Annotated in this window: 18 protein-coding genes and 1 tRNA gene; 7 read left to right on the top strand and 12 right to left on the bottom strand. The window is 38.4% G+C overall.

Translation table 11 applies throughout. The features are described 5' to 3' along the window. Positions 1 to 4 precede the first annotated feature (4 nt). Together JK629_RS05545 and rsmI are read left to right on the top strand one after the other, a co-directional pair. Positions 5 to 361 carry a DoxX family protein gene (locus JK629_RS05545; RefSeq protein ID WP_202337618.1) on the top strand — a complete coding sequence of 119 codons (357 nt, stop codon included), beginning with the start codon at positions 5 to 7 and terminating at the stop codon, positions 359 to 361. A gap of 3 nt (positions 362 to 364) precedes the next feature. Beyond that, positions 365 to 1,039, top strand: coding sequence for a 16S rRNA (cytidine(1402)-2'-O)-methyltransferase (gene rsmI / locus JK629_RS05540; RefSeq protein WP_202337617.1), 675 nt, complete (start codon positions 365 to 367; stop codon positions 1,037 to 1,039). A gap of 3 nt (positions 1,040 to 1,042) precedes the next feature. On the opposite strand, the gene JK629_RS05535 is transcribed toward rsmI, so the two are convergent. The 3 genes from JK629_RS05535 to JK629_RS05525 form a co-directional block, all read right to left on the bottom strand. Beyond that, positions 1,043 to 1,783, bottom strand: a complete 741-nt coding sequence (locus tag JK629_RS05535; RefSeq protein ID WP_202337616.1) for a toxin-antitoxin system YwqK family antitoxin — start codon at positions 1,781 to 1,783, stop codon at positions 1,043 to 1,045. 13 nt (positions 1,784 to 1,796) lie between these two features. Next, positions 1,797 to 2,387, bottom strand: a complete 591-nt coding sequence (locus JK629_RS05530) for a carboxymuconolactone decarboxylase family protein (RefSeq protein ID WP_202337615.1) — start codon at positions 2,385 to 2,387, stop codon at positions 1,797 to 1,799. Between the two features lie 86 nt (positions 2,388 to 2,473). Further along, positions 2,474 to 3,955, bottom strand: a complete 1,482-nt coding sequence (locus tag JK629_RS05525; RefSeq protein ID WP_202337614.1) for a T9SS type A sorting domain-containing protein — start codon at positions 3,953 to 3,955, stop codon at positions 2,474 to 2,476. A 180-nt stretch (positions 3,956 to 4,135) separates the two neighbouring features. Between JK629_RS05525 and recJ the strand changes: the two genes are divergently transcribed. After that, positions 4,136 to 5,827, top strand: coding sequence for a single-stranded-DNA-specific exonuclease RecJ (recJ, locus tag JK629_RS05520; protein WP_202337613.1), 1,692 nt, complete (start codon positions 4,136 to 4,138; stop codon positions 5,825 to 5,827). Positions 5,828 to 5,857: 30 nt separating this feature from the next. On the opposite strand, the gene JK629_RS05515 is transcribed toward recJ, so the two are convergent. Together JK629_RS05515 and JK629_RS05510 are read right to left on the bottom strand one after the other, a co-directional pair. Continuing rightward, entirely contained in the window at positions 5,858 to 6,619 is a 762-nt protein-coding gene (locus JK629_RS05515) for a UDP-2,3-diacylglucosamine diphosphatase (RefSeq protein ID WP_202337612.1), read from the bottom strand. 26 nt (positions 6,620 to 6,645) lie between these two features. Continuing rightward, positions 6,646 to 7,095 carry a 6-pyruvoyl trahydropterin synthase family protein gene (locus tag JK629_RS05510; RefSeq protein WP_202337611.1) on the bottom strand — a complete coding sequence of 150 codons (450 nt, stop codon included), beginning with the start codon at positions 7,093 to 7,095 and terminating at the stop codon, positions 6,646 to 6,648. A 212-nt stretch (positions 7,096 to 7,307) separates the two neighbouring features. Between JK629_RS05510 and JK629_RS05505 the strand changes: the two genes are divergently transcribed. Continuing rightward, positions 7,308 to 7,943 (top strand): 2OG-Fe(II) oxygenase, encoded by a 636-nt coding sequence (locus JK629_RS05505; protein WP_202337610.1) that lies wholly within the window; start codon positions 7,308 to 7,310, stop codon positions 7,941 to 7,943. A gap of 161 nt (positions 7,944 to 8,104) precedes the next feature. Here the strand turns inward: JK629_RS05505 and JK629_RS05500 are convergent, their stop codons facing one another. Further along, the gene (locus tag JK629_RS05500; RefSeq protein ID WP_202337609.1) at positions 8,105 to 9,439 is read right to left on the bottom strand and encodes an MATE family efflux transporter; all 1,335 of its coding nucleotides are present in this window, start codon (positions 9,437 to 9,439) and stop codon (positions 8,105 to 8,107) included. 148 nt (positions 9,440 to 9,587) lie between these two features. Between JK629_RS05500 and JK629_RS05495 the strand changes: the two genes are divergently transcribed. Together JK629_RS05495 and JK629_RS05490 are read left to right on the top strand one after the other, a co-directional pair. After that, on the top strand, positions 9,588 to 10,382 hold the full coding sequence (locus JK629_RS05495) for a universal stress protein (protein ID WP_202337608.1): 795 nt from the start codon (positions 9,588 to 9,590) through the stop codon (positions 10,380 to 10,382). Between the two features lie 68 nt (positions 10,383 to 10,450). Continuing rightward, a tRNA-Ala gene (locus tag JK629_RS05490) sits at positions 10,451 to 10,524 on the top strand. Between the two features lie 29 nt (positions 10,525 to 10,553). Here JK629_RS05490 and JK629_RS05485 read toward each other — a convergent pair. The 5 genes from JK629_RS05485 to JK629_RS05465 form a co-directional block, all read right to left on the bottom strand. Beyond that, positions 10,554 to 11,393 carry an alpha/beta hydrolase family protein gene (locus JK629_RS05485; protein WP_202337607.1) on the bottom strand — a complete coding sequence of 280 codons (840 nt, stop codon included), beginning with the start codon at positions 11,391 to 11,393 and terminating at the stop codon, positions 10,554 to 10,556. Continuing rightward, a complete protein-coding gene (locus JK629_RS05480) occupies positions 11,390 to 14,119 on the bottom strand; it encodes a PD-(D/E)XK nuclease family protein (protein ID WP_202337606.1) in 2,730 nt (909 codons plus the stop codon). Before JK629_RS05480 ends, JK629_RS05485 begins: the two co-directional genes overlap by 4 nt. Positions 14,120 to 14,192: 73 nt before the next feature. After that, positions 14,193 to 15,578, bottom strand: a complete 1,386-nt coding sequence (locus JK629_RS05475) for an OmpA family protein (protein WP_202337605.1) — start codon at positions 15,576 to 15,578, stop codon at positions 14,193 to 14,195. A 125-nt stretch (positions 15,579 to 15,703) separates the two neighbouring features. After that, positions 15,704 to 16,900 (bottom strand): glycine C-acetyltransferase, encoded by a 1,197-nt coding sequence (gene kbl / locus JK629_RS05470; protein WP_202337604.1) that lies wholly within the window; start codon positions 16,898 to 16,900, stop codon positions 15,704 to 15,706. A 27-nt stretch (positions 16,901 to 16,927) separates the two neighbouring features. Then, entirely contained in the window at positions 16,928 to 20,068 is a 3,141-nt protein-coding gene (locus JK629_RS05465; RefSeq protein WP_202337603.1) for a UvrD-helicase domain-containing protein, read from the bottom strand. A 158-nt stretch (positions 20,069 to 20,226) separates the two neighbouring features. Between JK629_RS05465 and JK629_RS05460 the strand changes: the two genes are divergently transcribed. After that, complete coding sequence (locus JK629_RS05460; protein WP_202337602.1) at positions 20,227 to 20,835, top strand: superoxide dismutase; 609 nt, start codon at positions 20,227 to 20,229, stop codon at positions 20,833 to 20,835. A gap of 649 nt (positions 20,836 to 21,484) precedes the next feature. On the opposite strand, the gene JK629_RS05455 is transcribed toward JK629_RS05460, so the two are convergent. Next, positions 21,485 to 23,383, bottom strand: coding sequence for an amidophosphoribosyltransferase (locus JK629_RS05455; RefSeq protein WP_202337601.1), 1,899 nt, complete (start codon positions 23,381 to 23,383; stop codon positions 21,485 to 21,487). Positions 23,384 to 23,438 lie beyond the last annotated feature (55 nt).

Below are 23,438 nucleotides of genomic sequence, written 5' to 3'. Positions count from 1 at the left end.
TTTTATGACAGCCCAAAAAACAATCTACTGGATAGCCACAGGGCTGCTAAGCGCGCTCTTTCTCTATTCCGCATTCCTGTTTTTAACAGACACGCTCGTTATTCAAGGCCATTATCAAGACTATCAATATCCTTCCTATTTGGTCGTGCCCATGGCCATTGCGAAAATCTTTGCAATAGCAGTTATATTGCTTCGAAAACCAAAATGGGTTATGGAATGGGCCTATGCCGGCTTGTTCTTTGACCTCGTATTAGCCTCATTTGCGCATTACCGTTTGGGCGATTCAAGCTTTACACTTACCTTATTGGGAATTTTATTTTTGTTGGTTTCATATTTCTTCGGAAAAACGGTACGTCCATAAATTATGACGGGAAAACTCTATTTGGTGCCCACGCCTATCGGCAATTTAAAAGATATGACCTTTCGCGCTGTTGAAGTGCTGAAAGAAGTAGATTTAATTCTGGCCGAAGACACCCGCAACAGCGGAAAGCTTTTAAAACATTTTGAAATTGGCACCCAAATGCATTCCCACCACATGCACAACGAACACAAAACTGTGGAAGGTATTGTAAAGCGAATTCAAAATGGTGAAAACATCGCGCTAATTAGTGATGCGGGGACCCCCGCCATTAGCGATCCCGGATTTTTATTGACCCGTGCCTGCGTGGAAGCAGGCATAGAAGTAGATTGTTTACCCGGCCCTACAGCTTTTGTACCGGCACTAGTGAACAGTGGTTTTCCAAACGATAAATTTGTATTTGAAGGCTTTCTTCCTGTGAAAAAAGGCAGACAAACCCGACTCGAACTTTTAGCCGAAGAAACCAGAACCATTATTTTTTATGAATCACCACACAAGCTACTGAAAACCCTCGCTCAGTTTATAGAATATTTTGGGGCAGATAGACCAATTTCCGTTTCACGGGAACTCACAAAACTTCACGAAGAAACCGTTCGCGGCACTTCCAAAGAGGTTTTAAAACATTTTGAAAATAAGCCGCCGAAAGGGGAAATTGTTGTTGTTGTTTCAGGGAAGAAATAAAATCTATTCCATGACTGCCATGGCTGTCCGTTGAATTAAACCCATATAATAAGATGCTTTTTGCGGATCTATCGTTATATCAACGGTATCGGAAAGTTGCATATTGGCGTCAAAAACATAAAATATATTTTTCTCATTCGGGTCACTGCTTTTTCCAAAGGCAAACTGGATGTTTTCAAAAGCATCATAATAAACCATCATGTCAAGGACCTTTCCTTCCCAATTCCTTTTAAATTCGGCAATTGCCATCTTTCCATTTTTAAAATAGCGTTTGTATTCCACTCCGTTCTCTATTTTGTGTTTCGCCCTCACTTCTCCCAGTTGGTCGTAAACCACTTTCTCCCCAACCATTTTTCCTTTTTTAAAACTAGCTTCAGAAAGTAATTCGCCAGACCCATAAAATTCCCTTTGAAGCCCTTCCTGCTTGCCGTCTTTATAGTTGTACCCTTTTGTAAGTTGTCCATCGGCATTGTAGGAAGCATATACACCATTTAAAAATCCGCGCTTGGTTTGAAATTCCTCTGAAGGTTTTCCCTGATAAACAACCACATAATGACCGGTCATCAATTCTTTATCATTGTCATAATAAAGTTTTATGTCATAATCGTTCCGAACAACCTCAAAATCATCGTAAGTTATTGTCTGTTTAGAATTCATCCGAACCTCATCAACAGCGTCTATCACTTTATTACAGGAAAATAGAAGTATTGAAAATGAAGCAAATAAGAGTAGTTTTTTTACCATCGCTAGCTTTTTATTAAATATGTTTCCCTTTATTCCACCCATGCTTTCCAAGATACTGCTCCCCACTTTCTGCAGCGCCCTCTTCAATAGTAGTTCCCATGGAATCGTTCCAGCGGTTTAAATAGCCAAAAAGCGAAATAACGCCAAGCATTTCCACAATTTCGCCTTCGTTCCAGTAGGCGTAGAGTCTTTCTTTAATTTCATCATTTATCGCGTTTGGCACTTGGCTGGCAGCCAAAGAAAAGTCGAGCGCCGCACGTTCCGCTTCCGAAAAAGCGGAATGGGTTCTGTATTCCCAAATGTTGTTAAGCTGTTCCTGCTCCGCTCCGTAACGTTCTGCAGCGCGAATGGCGTGCGCTTGGCAATAGCGGCAACCTGTGGCGTTGCTGCTCACCCAAGCAATCATTCTTTTTAAAGCCGAAGTAACGCGCCCTTCATTGGCCATTACGGCTTTGTTGAGATTTATAAATGCTTTGCTGATTGCCGGACGGTGCTGCATGGTGAGCACGCTATTGGGACAAAACCCGAGTGTTTCGTTGAAAAATTCAGCCAGCTGTTTTGTTTCAGCGTCGTGGTCTGGAGAAAGGGGAGAGACTAATGGCATCAGTAATGTTTAGATATTATTTTATCCGAAGATAGGAATTGCCGAGGGCAAATACCAAATCATAAGCTCCAAATTCAAAAAAAGCATTAGTCCTTCAGAAGTTTAAACACCCTATTATTAGTTTTTAGAAAATAAACCCCATTTTGTGCAGAAGAAAGGTCTAGCTGTGATTGCTTTTCTGTTAATTCGCCTGTGGCAATAACTTTTCCAGTAATATCGGAAATTTGATAAGGTATTTTTTCAGAAAACAATTCATAATTAAGAGTAAAAATACCATTTGAGGGGTTTGGGTAAATGGTTGCTATTTGGTTTTGAAATTCCGGAACGGATAAAGGGTTGTTGTTATGACGAAGCAAAACAATATCTTCCTGACCATCATACCAATAGGTATTTCCGACGCTTAAAATTTTTCCGTCTTGTTGTAAAATAGTTTGATAATAATCAAATTCCAGTGATGCTCCATTAAATGAATTGTCAATAAATCCTCCTTCAAAATATCTGTTTACCACATAAATGCTTCCCTCAAAACAATCTAACAATCTTCCACTGACAATCATACTCTGATTTTCTTGAACAAACAGTTGGGAGATGCTGAAACCAGAAACAGGAAGTAGAATTGTTCCATTATTTCCAAAACTTGAATCAGGCGAACCATCGTTTAAATATCTTATAAAAAAAGGCTGCATTACGGGCTCAAAAAGATCAACACAGGCGCCGCAACTTCCCGCAATCACTGGTTTACCATCAGGGGTAAAATCGAGACTTGCACTGCTAAAGTTCATCGGATTAAGAGCATCAATATTTTTTGTTACCACTCCATTATTCCCAAAGTTACTATCCAAATAACCACTTGGCTGAAATTTCATTAAAATAATATCCGAATTGGCATTATTATCACGCGTCCCTAAAAGAAAAATATTTTCTTGGCCATCCACTTTTGTTTCCCTAATTCTAAAGCTTTCACCAGAAAAAGTTGAGACTGCGGTACCATTCGTGCCAAATAAAACATCCAATGTACCATCATTTAAGTAATGTGAAATAGATATTTCATCGCTAGCTGTAAAGAGCAATAAAAGAAAAGAACCATCTGACAAAAGAATTATATTATAAACCCCTTGAAAAGAAACAATACCATCAGTGCCAAAACTATAATCCAGTTGACCATTCTCCAAGTACCTTGCAATAATAAAATATGTATTTGAATTTTGATATACTACACCAGCTGTTATAATGTTTCCTGTATTATCTATGGATAAAAACCCTTGGTCACCATACCAGCTCACATAATCTTGAGTAACAACCCCATTTGTTCCAAAAGAAGTATCCAAAGTACCATCAGGTAAATACCTTACCAATATGGAATAAAAATTATTTGTATCAGGACTTGTGGCTCCAGAAACTATGATTTTACCATCCGCTTGTTGGGCTAGATACCATCCCATATCATGACTGTTTTCTATATCCATCACCACAATTCCCCCATCCCCAAACGAAATGTCCAAACTCCCATCCTGTGCATAAGAAACAAAACATAAAATTCCCGCCAAAAAAAGTAAAAGTGCTTTCATAATTTTAAAAATTATAGGTTAACGGGGAGAATGTTCCACAAGATAATAAATTATCAAATACAAAAAGCACATAAACAATTATCTTAATTTTGTAATTTTACACCTCTCCCCTTTATTTAATATCACAACCAAACCGAATTTTGGAATTTGTAATTTTAAGCTTTGGAATTTACGAAGTATATGCGCTGGACACTAAAACCTAAACCCAATCCTGAAAAAGTACATTCACTTTCAAAATCCTTGAATGTCGAGCCTATAATTGCGTCGCTTTTAGTACAACGTGGGGTTGAAACTTTTGAGGAAGCTGAAAGATTTTTTCGCCCAAGTCTGGATAATCTGCACGACCCGTTTTTGATGAAGGATATGGACAAAGCCGTTGCCCGAATTGAAAAAGCAATTGAAAACGAAGAAAATATTTTAATCTACGGCGATTATGACGTTGATGGAACTACAAGCGTAGCCTTGCTTTCTTCCTATTTAAAAAGTTATTATTCCAATATTTCAACCTACATTCCCGATCGTTATGATGAAGGTTACGGTGTTTCATACAAAGGAATTGATTATGCAGAAGACAATGGTTTTTCACTGATTATCGCTTTGGACTGCGGCATAAAAGCCATTGATAAAGTTGCGTATGCTTCCGAAAAGAATATCGATTTTATAATCTGTGATCACCACCGCCCAGGGAAGGAAATACCCAAAGCAGTTGCGGTGCTCGACCCAAAACGGGAAGATTGCGAATATCCTTACAAAGAACTCTGCGGTTGCGGCGTTGGTTTCAAATTAATTCAAGCTTTAGCGGAAAAGAGGGGTTTACAGATTGAAGATTTGCTTCTGTATTTAGATCTCGTTGCAACTGCAATTGCAGCAGATATTGTCCCAATCACGGGCGAAAACAGGATTCTTGCCCATTACGGTCTTAAAGTAATAAACAGCAATCCGCGAACGGGGATACAGGCAATTCTGAAACAAATAAAAAAACAAACGCTCACAATTACCGATGTGGTTTTCATTATCGCCCCACGCATCAACGCCGCCGGACGGATGAAACACGGAAACCACGCAGTAACTTTACTTACCGAAACAGAAGCTGAAAAAGCCGAAACCTATGCTGCGGAAATTGAAAGCTTCAATACCGAACGAAGGGACGCCGATAAAGTAATTACCGAGGAAGCCCTTCAGCAAATAATCCAAAATAAGGAAGAAGAACGAAAAACTACGGTTGTCTATCAAGAAAATTGGCATAAGGGCGTTATCGGGATAGTAGCTTCCCGGTTGACGGAAACGTACTATCGACCCACTTTGGTGTTTACCAAAAGCGGTGAAAAGCTTGCCGCCTCTGCCCGATCGGTTAGCGGATTTGATGTTTATAATGCCTTGGAAAGTTGTTCGGAACACATTGAGCAATTCGGCGGGCATATGTATGCCGCGGGATTGACCTTGTTTGAAAAAGATTTCGAAAACTTTAAAAATGAATTTGAAAGGGTAGTTTCCGAAACCATCGATCCACATCTACTAACGCCTGAAATAAAAATAGATGCCGAAATAAACTTGGAAGATATCACTCCAAAATTCTATAGAATTCTAAAACAGTTTGCACCCTTTGGCCCAGGAAATATGACGCCTACTTTTATGACCCAAAATCTAATGGACACGGGTTGGGGAAAATGCGTTGGGGAAGACAAAACACATTTACGAGTATTAGTAAAACAAGGAAATTCAAATCAATTTACAGGAATAGGGTTTGGCTTGGCAAACAAACAGGATATAGCCTGCGGCGGAAAATCCTTTAAAGCAGCCTATTGCATTGATGAAAATGAATGGCAGGGAAATATAAGTCTACAGCTTCGCTTAAAAGATATTATGGAATAAATGACAGGTCAAGAGCAGTCGAGACCTCTCTTAAGAAGTTTGAAATGTTTTCATCTCAAAGGTTTCCCCATCAAAAACTCCGTAGGTATAATGGTTAATCCAATCGCCAAGATTATAATAGGTGGAATTTTCCCCAACTTTAATTTCCATCGGCAAATGGCGGTGCCCGAAAACGAAGTAATCAAAATGCTTGCTTTCCAGTTTTCGTTTTGAATATTGCGCAAGCCATTCCTTTTCCTCGCCCAAAAATTCTTTGTCCTCATCGCCAGAAATCAACTTATTCTTTACTGAAAGATGCTGCGCCACCCGCACACCAATATCCGGATGTAACCACCGAAAAAGCCATTTTGAAAACGGATTGATAAAAACTTTTTTCATCCGTTTGTAACCCTTGTCGCCTGGACCTTTACCGTCGCCGTGGCCAATGAAGAAATGCTTGTTGTTAAAAACAAATTCCTTTGGGTCGTGATAAACTGGAATGTTCAATTCCTTTTCAAAATAATCGTGCATCCACAAATCGTGGTTCCCTACAAAAAAATGAATTTGTATTCCGCTGTCGCGAAGTTCAGCCAATTTTCCCAAAACGCGTACAAAGCCTTTCGGCACCACCGTTCTGTATTCAAACCAAAAATCAAAAAGGTCGCCGAGGAGAAAAATCACTTCGGCATCGTGTTTAATGCTGTCCAGCCATTTCACAAAAATCTTTTCGCGCGGCAAACTTTCGGCCTGTGTGGGCGCGCCAAGATGGTTATCGCTGGAAAAGTATATTTTTTTGCCTTGCGGGATTTGCATATTCAAAGATAGGAAACTGTTTCGGTTTAATTATCTCCAGCAAACCACTCTGCATAGCTACTATCAGTTTCCTGTAGCCGTAAGGAGTGAAGCATTATATTTTTAGGAAGACGTTTTTTTATTTTTTCAGAAAAATCAATCACCATCATCTCGCTGGTGGGCTGGTAATCCACAAGCAATACACTGTGCCCGCGGTCGCTCAGTTCCTTTGCCAATTCTACGTGGGGCGTGTTTTTATTGAAAACCGTGGCGTGGTCAAAAACATCCACAATTTCTTCTTTTACAATTTTTTTTAGGTCGCCAAAATCGATTACCATCCCAAATTTCACGTTGTCGTTGTTGGCAATGGGGCTGCCTATTACGGTAACGGAAAGCTTATAACTGTGGCCGTGCACATTTCTACATTTGCCATCATAACCGTAGAGTGCGTGGCCGGTTTCAAAAGAAAAAATCTTGGTAATGCGTATCTGCTCCATTGTATAAAGTTGGGCAACAAAGATACAATTTTATACGCCCACGTTTTAAAATATGGCTTTTTGAAAAAAACAGGCGTTGTTTTCTCTAAAACCACACGTGGTTTTGTGTAAAAGTACACGTGGTTTCTTCCTAAAGAAGCTTATCTTTTTAACTAATGAAAAAAACCAATCGATTTCTGCACTATATTTGCCCACTTTTTAAAAAATCCAGAATGACCGAAGAACTTTTTGAACAGCTTGAATTTATTGAAAACCCACTGTTTGAAACTATTATTGACGACTTGCTTCAGCAGCAATACAGCATTGTAAACGATTTTTTTTCTTCGGAAGAAGTGGAGGTTTTGCGCAATTCGCTGCTTGCAAAATACGAAGCAGACCGTTTTAAAAAATCGGCCATCGGCAACCGTACCAATGAAGAAATTGACAAAGCCATTCGCGGTGATTTTATTCTTTGGATGGACGAAAAGAATGCAAATGAAGCTGAATTGCTTTTCTTCAAAAAAATAAATGATCTGGTCAATTACTTAAATAAGACTTGTTTTTTAGGAATTCTTCAAAAAGAATTTCACTACGCGGTATATCCAACCGGCACATTTTATAAACGGCATTTAGACACTTTTCAAAACGATGATCGACGAAAATTGTCCATTGTTTGTTATTTAAACGAAGATAACTGGCTGCGCGAAAATGGCGGTGAGCTTACCATTTATACCGAAAAAGAAGATCTGGATATTTTACCACTTCCGGGTCGGGTGGTTATTTTTGAAAGCCAAGTTTTGGAACACGAAGTGAAAGTAGTAAAGGCTTCGGAACGTATGAGTATTACCGGTTGGCTAAAAACGCGTTAACGTAAAATATGCTACTTTTTCTTGATTTTTTGATAAGCAACTACCGCAATTACTAAAACCGCCAATATTAGAAAGAGGCCGGGGCCGCCTATAAACTTTAACCAATCCATAGTTGAGTATTGAGTATTGAGTATTGAGTATTGAGTATTGAGTAAATATATTTAATTTCCGATTAGCGGAATGTATTTTCTTCGGAATTTAATCATTAATGCGACAGCCCGATACGCCACCCAAACAATAAGCGCCGTCCAAATGCCAATAAGCCCCCAATCCATATATTTTGAAAAATAAAGGACGGGAATAAAGCCGAAAATAGTGGCTCCCAACAACACATTCCGTAGATAGCGCATTTCTCCTAAGCCTTTGAATATAGCATCGAGCGTAAATGCCAATGCATTAAACGGCAAGCAAAGAAGCGCCATAAAAAACATGCCGTAAAAAATGGAAAGCACCTTTTCATCTTTATTGAAAAGGAGACCGAGGGGTTCATAGAGAATCAGACCAATCAAAACAAGGGAAACGGCAACGCCCAAATTATAAAGATTTACTTTTTTTGTAAGTTTCCAAAGCGAGCTATAATTGCGTTCACCCAAAAGTTTTCCGCCCAGAATATTCCCAGCGGCGCCGTAACCGTCAATAAAAAAAGCAGTAAAAATCCAAATGTTGAAAGCAATGGTGTGGGCGGCAATATATTCTTTTCCCAAATGAGCAGCTTCGCGGGTTGCAAGAATTAAAGCCGTGTTTAAAGCTACCGATCGCAGAAACAGATTAAAGCTCATGGCTACTAGGCGCTTTATTTCAGGATGTAGCGGAAATTTGAGCCTTAGGGAAACTTCGGTTTTTTTTAGAAGAAAAAACAGCGCTATTATGGCCATCACTGCCTGTGAAATAAGGCTCGCCCAAGCTGCGCCTTTTATTCCCATTGGTAAAATATATCCTTCAATTCCATAGACCAAGACAAAATCCAGACCTATATTTAAAGTAGCGCCAATGGTGGCTATTACCATTGGCCAAAAGGTATTTTGCAGCCCACGAAACAATCCAAAGACAGCAAAAGTGAAAAGTGTAAGTGGAAACCCCCAAACGCGAATGTTGTAATAATCAAGACTGAAAGTTAAAACCATCCCTTCTGCATTGAGGATTTTAAGTATATCTTCAACAAAAAAATAGGTGGAGAACAAAACGATTATACTCAGCCCAATATTGAAATAAATAGCCTGTGCCGGAAAGTTCTGCAGATTCTTCAGTTTCCCCGCCCCTAAATTTTGGGAAACAATTGCGGAAATGGCACTTCGTGTTTGTGCCAAGATCCAAATCAACGATGAAAGAAAGGTTCCTACAATGCCTACGGCAGCAAGCGATTCAATGCCAAAATCTTTTATATTTCCTACCACCGCCGCATCAGTAGCTGAAAGTACAGGCTCTGCAATTCCGGAAATTATAGCAGGAATGGCGAGTTGCTGTATGCGCTTAAAGGAAATATCGGTCTGTCGCATTTTGAAATGGCAAAACTACGTAAAATGTAAAAAGCCACTTGAAAAGTTTTATATGAAATGTTTAAATTTGGTTGAAATGTTAATGTGCTAGGGATTAAATACTATTTAAAGTTAATTTTGTTTTCAAACTAAGAAGAAGTTTCGTCTTATGAAAAATATTTTGGTGCCCGTAGGGTCTTCAGCAAACGCAATCAGTAATTTACAATATGCCATAGATTTGGCCAAATCAATAAACGCAAATGTGTATGTGGTTTCTGTATTTCAGGAACTTTCAAAAGTTGGTGGACTTTCAAAAGTAAATACCATATTAAAGGAAGAATCTGAAAATCGTTTGGATGAAGTGCTTTCACAAGTGGACCGCCAAGGAGTGCAGGTGATTGCGCACCCCATCAAAGGGGAGGTTGTGGAAGGTATAAACCGCATTGGCAAACAAGTGCCAATTGATTTGATGGTGCTGGCCCCACGCAGTAATTCCATAAAGGAAGAGGTATATCTTGGGAAAACCTCTGGAAAGCTTTTAAAGCAGACCAATATTCCTATACTCGTAGTGCCGGAAGGAGCGAAGTTTCAACCTCCCAAAACCATGTTGATGGCATTTAAAAATGGAACTTTTGAGCACGATGAATTGTTGGAAGCCGTTAGAGTGTTTAAGCAAAGTTTTAAAACTGAGGTAAACGTACTTCATGTTGAAACGGCCGAAACTACGGAAGATATGAAAAATGTAACCCATAATTTAATGGCTTTACAAAATTCATATACCCAGGTTGAAGCCGCTACTACCTTTCAAGCTGTAATTGAATATTTCCAACAATTTAGCCCAGATATGCTTTGTGTAGTTAGAAGGAAGCGTGGTTTTTTCAAAAAACTTTGGGAAAAGAACGAAATCCATAAAAAGGAGTTCTACACGAGCAAACCTTTGTTGGTCTTACCGGTACAGGAATAAAATTCATTTTGTAATTTCGGTGCTGCGATATCAAAAAATTTAGTATTTTCGCAACCTAAATCAGCAATGGGGGATTAGCTCAGCTGGCTAGAGCGCTTGCATGGCATGCAAGAGGTCATCGGTTCGACTCCGATATTCTCCACAAAAAACCACCGTTATGCGGTGGTTTTTTTATTTAATAAATTCAATCGTTTCCGCAACAGTTTTTTCGAGATTTTGTGGCAAACTATTTTCTTCCCAAGGATGTTTTGCATTAAAAACGTGGTCTGCGCCTTCAATTATTTTCAGCTCACTTTCTGGATTCCACGAATGGATTGCCCTTGCCTCTTTTTCGGAAACCGTTGGGTCTTCGCTTCCGTGAACAATAAGCTGTGGAATTTTTAAGTTTTTGACCGCACGCTTAATAGAAAAACGCTCCTCGTTCTCCTTAAAATCTTTGTAAAACTGAAATTTGTGAGGCAGCATTTGCTTTGTCCGACTGTTTTCAACGTGGGTTACGCCTGTTTCTTTCCATGTTTCGAACTCTGGAGTATTTTCTTGGAATCTTGCTTTAAAATCGCTTACACTGGCCCATGTGACTGCCTTGTCAATTCGGCTATCCTCATTCGCTTTTATCAATACAATTCCACCGCCACGACTGTGGCCAATTAAGGATATTGTTGAAATCTGCTTGGGAAGATTTTCATTTCCTTTTTCAATTTCGTTTAAAACCCTGTCTAAATCGTCCAGTTCCAAACTAAAATTATTGTCTGCAAACGCTTCCAAATCTGGGAAATCGATAGGTTGTTCCATGGTTCCGCCGTTGTGAGAAAAATTGAATTTTACGAAGCAAAAACCAGCTTCTGCAAAAGCTTTGGCCACTAAATGCCACGCACCCCAATCTTTAAAACCTTTATAGCCGTGACAGAAAACAACTAGCGGTTGCGGTTTGTCCGTTTCGGTATAATAAACATCGTAAAGAATCGGTTTTTTGTTTTCTGTGGAAAGTATTCTGTTTTTATTTATGATCATTTACTTATCTCTTTTTCAGTGAATGGAATGTTTGGGTCGCAAATTTCCAAAATTAATTTCTTCAGTTCAACCGTAAATGTCTCTAAAACATCACTGTTTATTTGTTGGTTTCTTTTGCTGTAAGGAGAAGTTTTTGTTCCAAACTTTAGAAATCCGCTTCCCAGATTTTTAAATGAGATTATGCCGGCTTCGGCATTATTAATCGGGATCTTTTTATTCATCATTAGCGCATACGCTAGTACTTGAAAGGCTTTGCTAAATTTGTAATCTTGGTTTAATTTTTCCCAGTCAATGATTTCTACATCGCCTTGAGTTACCAATCCGGTTTTATAATCCATAATTCTAAGTTGCCCGTTATATTCATCAACGCGATCTACTTTCCCATGGATATTTACAGGAAAATCAAGTTCTTGAATAGGAATTTTCAAAGTAAGATCGCTTTCAATTTTAATGATTTTTATACTATTTCCCGCTTGGATATCGGCAAGTTCACGATCAATAAAATTTGAAATGTATCGCTTTGCCACTTCAAAAATAATGAGGTTTTTTCCTTTGGTAAACGTTCCTCCTTTAAAGGTTTTTTTGAATTCAGAAGTCACCTGTTCGTGAATTTTATTTTTCATTTCCGAAAGCTTTTCAATTGAAAGGAATGAACCTTCCAAAGGCTTATAAAAAATCTCTAAAGTGTCGTGAACAATAGTTCCTAAGGTATTTGCCGCAACGGTTTCCTCTACTTCCTCAAATTCATTCAGTTTTAAAATTTTCTGAAAATAAAATTCGATTGGATTGCGGATATAACTGGTTAATGACGAGGGCGAAAATCCCTTTTCGGCAATTTCACGTACTCGCATCATTATAGCTTCGGTTTTTTGAATCTGCTTTAGAGACTGTGCCTTAATTTTAACCTTTGGTGAAAGAATGCATTTTTCAATGGTATGGGCTGGTTGTTTTTCAACTTCCAATTGTCTTATAAAGCGGCTCTTTTCACCTGTATTTATGCCTTCAGAATGATTGTTGTAAAGTAGTGTGATATTTGTTGCTCTATGCAACAATCTATAGAAATGATAGGTGTAGATGGCGTCCTTTTCTAAGTAAAGTGGAAGACCAAATTGTTGTTTCAAATCATAAGTAATAAATGATGCGTTAGATTTACCGGAAGGAAAAATACCTTCGTTTACAGAGGTAATTATTACATTTTCAAAATCGAGAACCCGTGTTTCGAGAACACCCATCACCTGAAGTCCACTATAGGCATCGCCTTCAAAATCGAGGGAAGTGGTTGCAATTAGTTCTGAAAAAAGTATACTTATGCTTTTTACTGACTTTAAATGTGGGTACTTTTGGTTTAATGCGTCAATCTTACTAAAAATCTTTTTTAGTTGATGGAGCACCATACTTTCAATAGCACCATGTGTATGCTTTTTTTGAAGTTTGTCAATTATCTTTAATGAAGATTTTATGGCGGTTGTGCTACTGTCTTTCCAACTTTTAAAAAGAAGCTCCAGCATCTCGGTTTCCACATTATTTGATAGCTCGATCAAATCTGCGAAAGTATTATGTGTGTTATTTTCACGTATCAATGTTTGTGTAATATCACTGGCATTGGATAGCAAATCCTTTCCTAATGGATGGTTTAAAATGGAAAGAATATCTTTATAATAAAGTGTTTCCGTATCTCTATGGTGAATAGCGAAAAGCTTTTCAAAAAAAACAACCGCAGGAAAATTCTTGAGGGAAATACCCATGGTAAGGTTGATATTTTTTACATTCTTTGGCAATGAATAGAGCAAGGGGACCAAGAGGTTTTCATCGCCGAGCACGATGGCCGTTTTGTTGATTTCATCCTCAGAACGGGTAGAAAGCATTTCACCCACATGCTTTGCCTGTCCAATATTTTTCTGGACTTCTATAAATTGAAAACCTTTTGGTTTTTCATAATTTTGAGCGATGAACTTTGGTGTTTTCTGTTGAAAATATTTCCATTCATTTATATATTTTCTTATGAAATGAGAAGCACTGTGTTTTAAATCTTCATAAAATGTGCGATCAGCATCCCAATAAATCATTGTGTTTTCGGTTTCCAGCAATTCTTGTATAATATGCTGCTCGGCCAGGTTTAAGGCATTAAAACCGATGAATGCGTGAATTTTATTTTTATTGTTATTAATATAATGTTCAATATTCGCCGAAGCCTCTCGGTAAACCATACCCTGGTATCCAATTTGTTCCTTTAGCAGGAGCGACTGAATATTTTCATAAAATCCGGGAAGGCTTTCCCAAAATTGCAAATAGTTGTTTATCAATTCGGTCTTTTCTTCCTTTACTCCCCATCTTTCCAGTGTTTTTATACTGGCCAAATAGTTGAAGAACTGTATATGGTCCACAAGGTATCTATCTATTTCATTGAAATCATTCAATAATGTAATGGCCCAGGTTGAGTAGCTCTCAAAATCTTCCTTTTCTTTTATTGAATCGGTACTTAAATAAGCCTCATAGCTTTTAAAGAGGAGTTCTGTATTATCGATAATTTTAAGGCCTGAGAGTTCTTCTATAAACTCCTCAATACTCCAAATCTTTGGAGCAAACAAAGTAGTATCGGAATTTTTTTTTAACTCATTCAGAAGAAAGCCACCAGCGCGTTTGCTAGGGAGTATAAATGTAATTTCAGAAATGTCTGAAAGACTATTTTTAATATCGGCTAGGGCCTCTTGAAGAAATGTTAGCATATCCTAAAAATAAGAAACGCCTCCGAAAATCGGAGGCGTTTCAAAATTATTTATTAAAACTTATCTGTTGAAATTATTTCTTCAAAGAAATTTCAACACGACGGTTTTGTTGTCTACCAGCTGCAGTATTGTTAGTTGCAATTGGTCTTTCTTCACCGTAACCTTCAGAAGTTAATCTGTTGCCATCCATACCGATAGTAGTTAAGTAATCCTTAACAGAAGCAGCTCTTTCTTTTGAAAGCTTCATGTTATATGCATCACTACCACGGCTGTCAGTGTGACCTTCTACGTGGAAAGTAGTGTTAGGATATTCTTTCATAATATCAGCAATGCTCTGAAGTGCAGCATAAGACTCTTTTCTGATAGAAGACTTATCATAGTCAAACAAGATAGTTTTAGAGTATTCATTCAATTGCTTGATAACTTCTACAGAAACTTCTGGACAACCTTTGTTTGCTACAGTACCAGCAACATCTGGACACTGATCATCTTTGTCAAGAACACCATCACCATCTCTGTCTTGGTAAGGGCAACCGTTATTAGCTTTTGGACCAGCTTCGTTTGGACAAGCATCATCTTTATCAGCGATACCATCACCGTCGGCATCTGGGCAACCGTTAAGTGCAGCTAAACCAGCAACAGTAGGACACTCATCCTGTGGATCAGCAATACCATCACCATCAGTATCAGGACAACCATTGAATTCAGCTAAACCAGGAGTGTTTGGACAAGCATCATTTCTATCTTCGATGCCGTCACCGTCTGTATCAGGACATCCGTTAAACTCAGGAAGACCTGGAGTTTCTGGACACTCATCATCTTTATCATAGATTCCGTCACCGTCAGTATCTTTTCCACCGAATTGGAATACGATTCCAGCAGAGTGTTGGAAGTGAGTGATTCCATAAGAATCCTCAAAGGCATGCTTGTAAGTAGATTGAAGGTTAAGAGCTAAATAATCATTGAACCAAAACTTAACACCAGCAAGTGCGTTAGCAGTACCAAAGCCGATGTCATCAACCCAAGTGTAACCACCACCAATACCAATAGATGGATCAAACCATCCACCACCTAGTGCATTTTTGAAGCTATACTTAACCTCTCCGTCTGCACTGTAGTAGCTAAGGTCATCAACAGAAATATCGCCTAATTTGTCAATTCTGTTAATAGAACCTGCTGCAGTGAATACAAAACCACTACCAATGTATCTGCTAATAGCTAGCCTAGAAACTGATGGAAGGATATTCCAGTGGTCATTTGCATTAAAATACTCGTCAAAGATATCCCCTCTAGCAGCAGCTGGGATACGTACTTGATCCTCATTGAGTCCAGCTGGATAAACGTCAACAGCGTTTACACCAACCTCAACAGCCCAAGGATTGTTTTCGTCTTGTGCGTTCGCCACCCCGATTCCCATAAATAGGATAGCAGCAACTAATAATCTGTTAAGATGTTTCATATTCGATTGTTTAATTTTTAAGTGTTAATTAAGAGCAAAAGTAAGTTGTTAAATTTTATAAACAAAAGCAAATCTAATAAAATTTTCCTAAAGTCGTTGCTATAGATACGTAAATAAAGGATTTACTAGCCAATAACTTCCAATTTTTTTCCAATTTTAATAAAGGCATTTATGGCTTTGTCCAAATGCGCATTACTGTGAGCTGCTGAAAGCTGTACGCGGATTCTCGCTTTACCTTTTGGTACCACCGGGAAAAAGAACCCTATAACATATATTCCTTCCTCCAAAAGCATATCTGCCATTTGCTGAGATAGTTTGGCATCATACAACATTACAGGTACTATGGCAGAATCGCCATCAATAATATCAAACCCTGCTTGTTTCATCCCTTTTTTGAAATAAGCCGTATTTTCTGCCAACTTATCCCTTAGGGATGTATTACTTGAAAGCATATCAAACACCTTAATAGATGCACCCACAATTGCCGGCGCCAATGAGTTTGAAAACAAATATGGCCGAGAACGTTGGCGAAGCATCTCGATAATTTCTTTTTTCCCCGTGGTATACCCGCCCATGGCACCCCCCAAGGCTTTTCCAAGGGTTCCGGTAATAATATCTATTCTGCCCATTACACCCTTTTCTTCTAAAGTGCCTCGGCCAGTTTCGCCAATAAAACCTGTGGCATGACATTCATCTATCATTACCAGAGCGTCATATTTATCTGCTAAATCACAGATTTTATCAAGTGGAGCGACTAAACCGTCCATTGAGAATACACCGTCCGTAACTATAATTTTAAACCTTGCCCCTTTTTCATTTGCGGCAATAAGTTGTTTTTCCAAATCTTCCATATTGCTATTTTCATAGCGATAGCGCGCTGCCTTACACAAGCGTACCCCATCTATAATTGAAGCATGGTTTAATGAGTCTGAAATAATCGCGTCTTCAGCGCCCAAAAGGGGTTCAAAAACACCGCCGTTGGCATCAAAACAGGCTGCGTATAGTATTGTATCTTCTGTGCCATAAAAATCAGCTATTTTTTGCTCCAGCTCTTTATGGATATCCTGCGTACCGCAGATAAAACGAACTGACGACATTCCAAAACCGTGAGTGTCCATTGCATCTTTCGCTGCTTGAATCACCTCTTTGTTTGAAGAAAGCCCCAAATAATTGTTTGCGCAAAAATTAATAACCTTTTCACCGGTAGAAATAGTTATTTCAGCATCTTGTGGTGAAGTAATGATTCGCTCTTTTTTAAAAAGGCCGTTATCCTTTATTTCCTCTAATTCGCTCTGTAAGTGTTCCTTTATTTTCCCGTACATAATTGTGCTTTATTTTAAGCTTCAAAATTAAACTTTATTTATCACTATTTCATCCTCATTGCTATAGATAAGCATTTTTTCCGAAACTATAAAACCCATATCCTGCAACGCATTTGCATAATCAATTAATTGATCATTGTGGTAAATTTTAGGGTTACCCGTTTTATAATCAATTATGGTTGAAGCGTTTTCAGAATTAATATTTATTCTATCAGGCCTCAAAACCAAACCGTCCTTCGTGATTATGCTTCGTTCATTATAAACTTTATCGGTTCCATCAAACAACTTTTTTAAATCGGGATGTTGAATAATTTGAAAAACCGTTTTCTGCAAACTATCAAACTCTTCTTTTGGAATAATCGCCCGCATTTCCAATTCCGCCAAAACCCTTTCAGCATCGGCCCCCGAATAAATTTGAGCCATTGTGTCGTGAAGTAGATTTCCGGCGGTAATGGCTGCAACGGTTTCCGTTTCCAAAAACATTTCTTCGGAAGCAACAATTTTCAAACCATGTGTGTTGGGATTGCTGGAAAGGTATTTCGGTTCCATTTGGGAAATGACTTCCTTTTTCTTTGAAGTATTTTCTGAATTTTTTCCGAATTCATAAATCATTTGATCACCGTTCCACATATTTTTTTGCTTCAAAAACTCCATAAAAAGATGGTTGTATGTTGAGGGAATTCCATCTTTTGGTTCGGTGGGCATTTCGGCAAAAACAAAGAGTTTTTCAACTGCGCGGGTTAATGTAACATACAGCAAGTTAATGGTGTCCAACTCCAACTGGCTTCGGTGCTCGTTGTACATTTGTTCACCAATTTCGCCATAATTTACAATTTCAGATTTGTAATTTATTTGCGCTTCCTTAAAACTGAAATCTTCATTTTCTAGCGGAAACCAAAGCTTGTCATATTTTCCGTCGTACAATTGCATATCTGCAAACGGAAAAATAACCACCGGAAATTCCAGTCCTTTTGCTTTGTGAATGGTCATCAACTGCACGGCATTGGTGCCTTTGCTGGCTGGAATTGAAGCGTTTTCCCTTTTTGTTTCCCAATGGTCTAAAAATGATATTTTATCGGCCTGCGGTTGTTGCTCAAACTCATAGACCAAATCCATAAAACCGAAAAGATATGCATCAGCAACTTCAGCGATTTTGAATTTTTCAATACAATATTCAAAAGCTTCATAAAGCGAAACCGTGCACATTTCCGCAAAGGAAAAATCAACGCCGTATTCCCTTAAATTTTCTGAAAACCTTGCTTCGGAAATATTTAAAAATTTGGTGAAAAAAGTATGTTTTTCTTCAGCAATATTAAGCTGATCGTACAATAAATCCAACAATTGTATTTTGGCTTCGTCGTTGTTTGGATACAAACAAACTTGCAAAGAAAAAACGAGAATTTGAACCAAATTTGAAGATTGCAAAAGCAAGGTTTCCGAAGAAATTACAGGAACACCCTGCTCCATCAAAAAGGCGCCAAGGGCAATTCCATCTGCTTTTTTGCGGGTTAAAATGCAAACATCACTTTCTGAAAAACCCTTGTTTTTTACATCGCGAATGGTCTCTAAAACCAATTTTGAATAGGTTTCCTCTTTTTCGGCTTTGTTCTGCTTTTCAATGAATTCAAATTTCACATAGCCGCCTTCCTTTGCATTCAGCTTTTGTTTGTTCCCCTCCTCATATAGTTTTCCGTGATCTACATTTGCAAAATAGGATGAAATCTTTGTAAAAAATTCATTGTTGAATTTTACAATTTCGGCACAACTTCGAAAGTTGGTATCTAAAGGAAACACCTCCTTTTCACGTTGGAATGGATTGTAGTTTCCGTACAAATCCATAAACTGTTCGGGCAGACCGCCTCGCCAACGATAGATGGATTGTTTGGCATCGCCCACCAACAACAGACTCCCGGAGGTTGGCTCTAATTGTTGCGAAAGCGCATTATCAATAAGCGGAATTAAATTTTCCCACTGCAGTTTTGAAGTATCCTGAAATTCATCAATAAAAAAGTGACGGTATTTTTCGCCCAAACGTTCGTAAATAAAAGGTGCGGGCTGGTTTTTTATTTCCTTATTTATTAGCGAATTGAATTCTGAAATTGGTAATACATTTTTTTCTTCCTTTATGGTTTCAATTTCGTGGTTTACCAGATTTATTACTGAAAGTGGGGTGATGTTTTTTAGCATATTTTCCACCAAAAGCAACTGAAAGACCAATGCTTTAGTTTGTTGGAAATTCTCAATAAAATTAGGGGTCAATTCATCAATAATTCCACCAATGGCTGCGGAAACCCTTCCTGGATACAATGGCTTTTCGCCCATGGTTTCCTGCCATTTTGCACCAAAATTCAAATCATATCTTCCAATGGAAAGATTTTGAAAATGCTTCGGAAGATAACTACCGCTAAAATCGTCAAACTGCAAACCACTTTCGGCAATAAGCTGAAGTGTTTCCGAAGCAATAGCTTCAATTGCTTCCGAAAGTTCTTTCTTTTTAAGGATCAATTGTTTTTTGAATGCCAGAAAATCTTCCAACGATTTTTGCTTCAAAAGTGAAACGTGGCCTGATTCGTTTTCATCGTAAAGCAATTTGGCAGCTTCGGCGATATCGCGTGAAATGTCCCACGATTTGTCGTCGTCTGTTTTTTCCAAGGCAAAATCGAGCAAAACTTTTGTAATTTCCTTGTTTTCCCCAGCTTTGCTCAGCAAAAGATCTACGGCCTCCGCCAAGAGCTCATTTGTTTCCAGCGTTACCTCAAAATTTGTAGCCAGTTTTAAATCGCGCGCAAAAGTTCGTATTAACCGATGATTGAATCTGTCAATTGTTTCTACACTAAAAGCTGCGTAATTATGAAGTAAATTTTTGATGATTTTTTTGGATTGAGTTTGAATTTCAACCAAACTTTTATCCGTTTCATCAGCAATTTTCAGCATCATCGGCAGCGGTTGGGCGATGCTTTTTTCTTCACTAAAATTAACAAGTGTTTCTACAATGCGCTGTTTCATTTCAGCTACCGCCTTGTTGGTAAAAGTGATCGCCAAAAGATGTTTAAAGTAATCTTCGCTTTTTGAAGAAAGTATCTGTTTCAAATATTCTTTTACGAGCGTAAAAGTTTTTCCGCTTCCGGCCGCGGCATCATAAATTGAAAAGGAGGTTTGTTTTTCCAAGGAATTTTCATTTTGTACTAAAATACTTCTTTTATGGCTTTGGAATCAAAATAATCTATAATTGAATAGAAATCTTATAAAATCTATAACACTTTAAAGAGGTGAGAATGTCTAAATTTGAGTGAATTTAGTAATAACCAATAAAAAACGATATAATTATGTCTTTCGAATTACCGAAATTACCGTATGCATTTGATGCGCTTGAACCGCACATAGATGCCAGAACGATGGAAATACACCACGACAAACACCACCAAGGGTACACCGATAAATTGAACGATGCTATAAAAGGCACCGACATGGAAGGAAAAACCATTGAAAATATTCTGACCAACCTTGATATGGAAAATAAAGCCGTCCGTAATAATGGTGGCGGATTTTATAACCACAGCCTTTTTTGGAAAGTAATGTCTCCAAATGGCGGCGGAAAACCTTCGGGTGAACTTGCAGAGGCTATTAATAGTGCCTTTGGAAGTTTTGAGGATTTTAAAGAAAAATTTTCTACCGCTGCTAAAACGCAGTTTGGCTCTGGTTGGGCTTGGCTTTGCGTACACAAAGGTGGAAAAGTAGACGTTTGCTCAACCCCAAACCAAGATAATCCATTGATGCCAAAAGTAGGTTGCGGCGGAACTCCAATTTTAGGATTGGACGTTTGGGAACATGCTTACTATTTGAAATACCAAAACAAGCGTCCTGACTACGTTGGTGCATTTTGGAATGTGATTAATTGGGAAGAAGTTTCTGCTAATTATGCCAAAAACAAGTAAATTTTAAATTAGACAATTTAAATTAAGAATCCGCAGTCTAAATGATTGCGGATTTTTTTGTTTAAAAAAATGGAGGGTTGATAACTTGAAAGTAACTGCTGAAATATTTGCCACTTAAAAAAAATTTGAAACATAAAAAAAGGTAAACTAGCGTTTACCTTTTTTTGCCCCAAATCTACCATGAACTTAACCTACTTATGCTAATGGTATGTTCAAATATATGCCAATAAAGCATTCAAAATTATGCTTTTAGATGAATTGCCAATTTTTTCGTTGAAAAACATATTTTAATGTTTTTCTGCCAGTAAAATGCATTTAACACTGAAATTTAACATTCCTAAGCGATTGCTAATGTGTTATTTTCAACAAATATTTAAGAGATGGATGAGGCAATCTTTTACAAAGAGAAATAGGAAGTGGATCACAAACTGTTAGGTCTTATCATACACTTCGGTCAGGCCATGAAAATAGGCAGACGAGAGTCTGCCTATTTTGCCCCAAATCTTACCATAGACCTAACCTACTTACGCCTTATGGTAAGCTCAAATATAATTTAAGTTTGAGCAGTAAAACAGTGTTAATCAACAATTTCGATTAAGTGGAGCGGGTTTCCGATAAACGGTAAACGCTGTGTTAAAATTTTAGAATCTTAATACGCTCTTTCTGGATTGCCTTCATAAAAGTTGATGTAGGCTCGGTTCACAACCCGGTTTCCACCAGCCGTAGGATAATTGCCAGTAAAATACCAATCGCCAAGATTTTTAGGGCATGCTTTATGTAAATCATCAACAGATTGAAAGATAAGTTTTACTTTTGCTTTTATATCTTCATCGCTTATTATCTCTGCAATTTTATCTGAAATTTCCTCGTCTGTAAATGGCGCATAAAGTTTTTTCACGTGATTGATTACTGACGCATCTTCCATTGCAACTTGCTCCTTACATTTGTGATAGATTTCTTCTACAACATCATACGTTCCACGATCTTTGTGAAGTGCCAAGGCTGCCTGAAAAGCGACCAGATGCTCCAAGCGCGCCATATCGATACCATAGCAATCCGGATAACGAATTTGCGGGGCAGAAGAAACCACGACAATTTGTTTTGGGCGAAGCCTATCCAGCATTTTTAAAATACTTTTCTTCAGGGTGGTTCCACGAACAATACTGTCGTCAATAATTACGAGGTTATCATCTGTTTTAACAACACCATAAGTAACATCATAGACATGCGCAACCAAATCGTCCCGGCTGCTATCGTCAGTTATAAAAGTTCTGAGTTTTACATCTTTTATGGCAATCTTTTCTGTACGTATTTTGTGTGCTTGAATTTCTTGAAGCCTTTCTGGGGTCAATTTCTCCTTTTCATTCAAAATTGCCTCATTTTTCTGTTTGTTCAGTTCGTCCTGTGCAGCTTCCAGCATTCCGTAAAAAGAAGTTTCGGCAGTATTCGGTATAAAAGAGAACACTGAATTTTCAGTATCAAAATCTATGGCCTCCAAAATTTTCGGCATTATCAATTTTCCGAGCATTTTTCGCTCTTGATAAATTTCGGCATCGCTTCCGCGGGAAAAATAAATACGTTCAAAGGAGCAGGATCTGCGTTCCAATGGCGCAAGTATTTCAGAAAGTTTCATGCTTCCGTCCTTTTTTATAATAATTGCGTTGCCAGGCTCCAATTCTTTCACCTCTTCAAAGGGAACATTGAAAACTGTTTGGATTGCGGGCCTTTCCGAAGCAACCACAATCACTTCATCGTCTTGATAAAAATATGCAGGCCGAATTCCTGCCGGATCGCGAAGCACAAAAGAATCGCCATGGCCCAAAAGACCGGCCATAGCATATCCGCCATCCCAATTGGCGGCAGATTTCCGAAGAATTTTTGCGACGTTAAGGTTTTCGGCAATATAGGGAGAGGCCTCTTGTTTAGTCATTCCTTTTGCCTTTGCCTTTTTGTAGAGTTTTCGAACCGCATCGTCCAAAAAGTGGCCTATTTTTTCCATTACCGTAACGGTATCGGCTTTTTCCTTGGGGTGCATGCCGAGCTTTATGAGATTATCAAAAAGCTCGTTGGTATTGGTCATATTAAAATTACCCGCAATTATTAAATTTCGGTGCATCCAATTGTTTTGACGTAGAAAAGGGTGGACGTTTTCAACACTGTTTATTCCGAAGGTGCCATAGCGAACGTGGCCAAGAAACAATTCACCTATATATGGAATGTGCTTTTTTTGTGCGGCAACATCTTCTCTGTATTCGGGATGGCTTTTGAATTCAAGATTTATGCGTTCGTTAATTTGTGCAAAAATATCCTGAATGGGTTGCGCGGCATTGGAACGTACGCGGCTTATGTACCGCTCCCCAGGATTTACATCCAGTTTAATGCTTGCAAAACCAGCACCATCCTGCCCGCGGTTGTGCTGCTTTTCCATCATCAGATACATTTTATTTACTCCGTAAAATGCCGTGCCGTATTTTTCCTTGTAATATTCCAAGGGTTTCAACAATCTTACCAGTGCAATTCCACATTCGTGTTTTAAGGCGTCGCTCATATTTTTTCTGAAACTATATAAATGTACAAAAAACGCCCTGAAATTTCAGGGCGCA

Origin of the sequence: Aequorivita iocasae, from assembly GCF_016757735.1 — a bacterium.
GTDB classification, from domain to species: domain Bacteria; phylum Bacteroidota; class Bacteroidia; order Flavobacteriales; family Flavobacteriaceae; genus Aequorivita; species Aequorivita iocasae.
The sequence above is the reverse complement of the archived record's forward strand: the minus strand, read 5'-3'. Positions and strand labels throughout refer to the sequence as shown.

Excerpts from the sequence above, each read along its gene's own strand:
- JK629_RS05545 (WP_202337618.1), top strand. The coding sequence starts at position 5 with ATGACAGCCCAAAAAACAATCTACTGGATAGCCACAGGGCTGCTAAGC.
- rsmI (WP_202337617.1), top strand. The coding sequence starts at position 365 with ATGACGGGAAAACTCTATTTGGTGCCCACGCCTATCGGCAATTTAAAA.
- JK629_RS05535 (WP_202337616.1), bottom strand. The coding sequence starts at position 1,783 with ATGGTAAAAAAACTACTCTTATTTGCTTCATTTTCAATACTTCTATTT.
- JK629_RS05530 (WP_202337615.1), bottom strand. The coding sequence starts at position 2,387 with ATGCCATTAGTCTCTCCCCTTTCTCCAGACCACGACGCTGAAACAAAA.
- JK629_RS05525 (WP_202337614.1), bottom strand. The coding sequence starts at position 3,955 with ATGAAAGCACTTTTACTTTTTTTGGCGGGAATTTTATGTTTTGTTTCT.
- recJ (WP_202337613.1), top strand. The coding sequence starts at position 4,136 with ATGCGCTGGACACTAAAACCTAAACCCAATCCTGAAAAAGTACATTCA.
- JK629_RS05515 (WP_202337612.1), bottom strand. The coding sequence starts at position 6,619 with ATGCAAATCCCGCAAGGCAAAAAAATATACTTTTCCAGCGATAACCAT.
- JK629_RS05510 (WP_202337611.1), bottom strand. The coding sequence starts at position 7,095 with ATGGAGCAGATACGCATTACCAAGATTTTTTCTTTTGAAACCGGCCAC.
- JK629_RS05505 (WP_202337610.1), top strand. The coding sequence starts at position 7,308 with ATGACCGAAGAACTTTTTGAACAGCTTGAATTTATTGAAAACCCACTG.
- JK629_RS05500 (WP_202337609.1), bottom strand. The coding sequence starts at position 9,439 with ATGCGACAGACCGATATTTCCTTTAAGCGCATACAGCAACTCGCCATT.
- JK629_RS05495 (WP_202337608.1), top strand. The coding sequence starts at position 9,588 with ATGAAAAATATTTTGGTGCCCGTAGGGTCTTCAGCAAACGCAATCAGT.
- JK629_RS05485 (WP_202337607.1), bottom strand. The coding sequence starts at position 11,393 with ATGATCATAAATAAAAACAGAATACTTTCCACAGAAAACAAAAAACCG.
- JK629_RS05480 (WP_202337606.1), bottom strand. The coding sequence starts at position 14,119 with ATGCTAACATTTCTTCAAGAGGCCCTAGCCGATATTAAAAATAGTCTT.
- JK629_RS05475 (WP_202337605.1), bottom strand. The coding sequence starts at position 15,578 with ATGAAACATCTTAACAGATTATTAGTTGCTGCTATCCTATTTATGGGA.
- kbl (WP_202337604.1), bottom strand. The coding sequence starts at position 16,900 with ATGTACGGGAAAATAAAGGAACACTTACAGAGCGAATTAGAGGAAATA.
- JK629_RS05460 (WP_202337602.1), top strand. The coding sequence starts at position 20,227 with ATGTCTTTCGAATTACCGAAATTACCGTATGCATTTGATGCGCTTGAA.
- JK629_RS05455 (WP_202337601.1), bottom strand. The coding sequence starts at position 23,383 with ATGAGCGACGCCTTAAAACACGAATGTGGAATTGCACTGGTAAGATTG.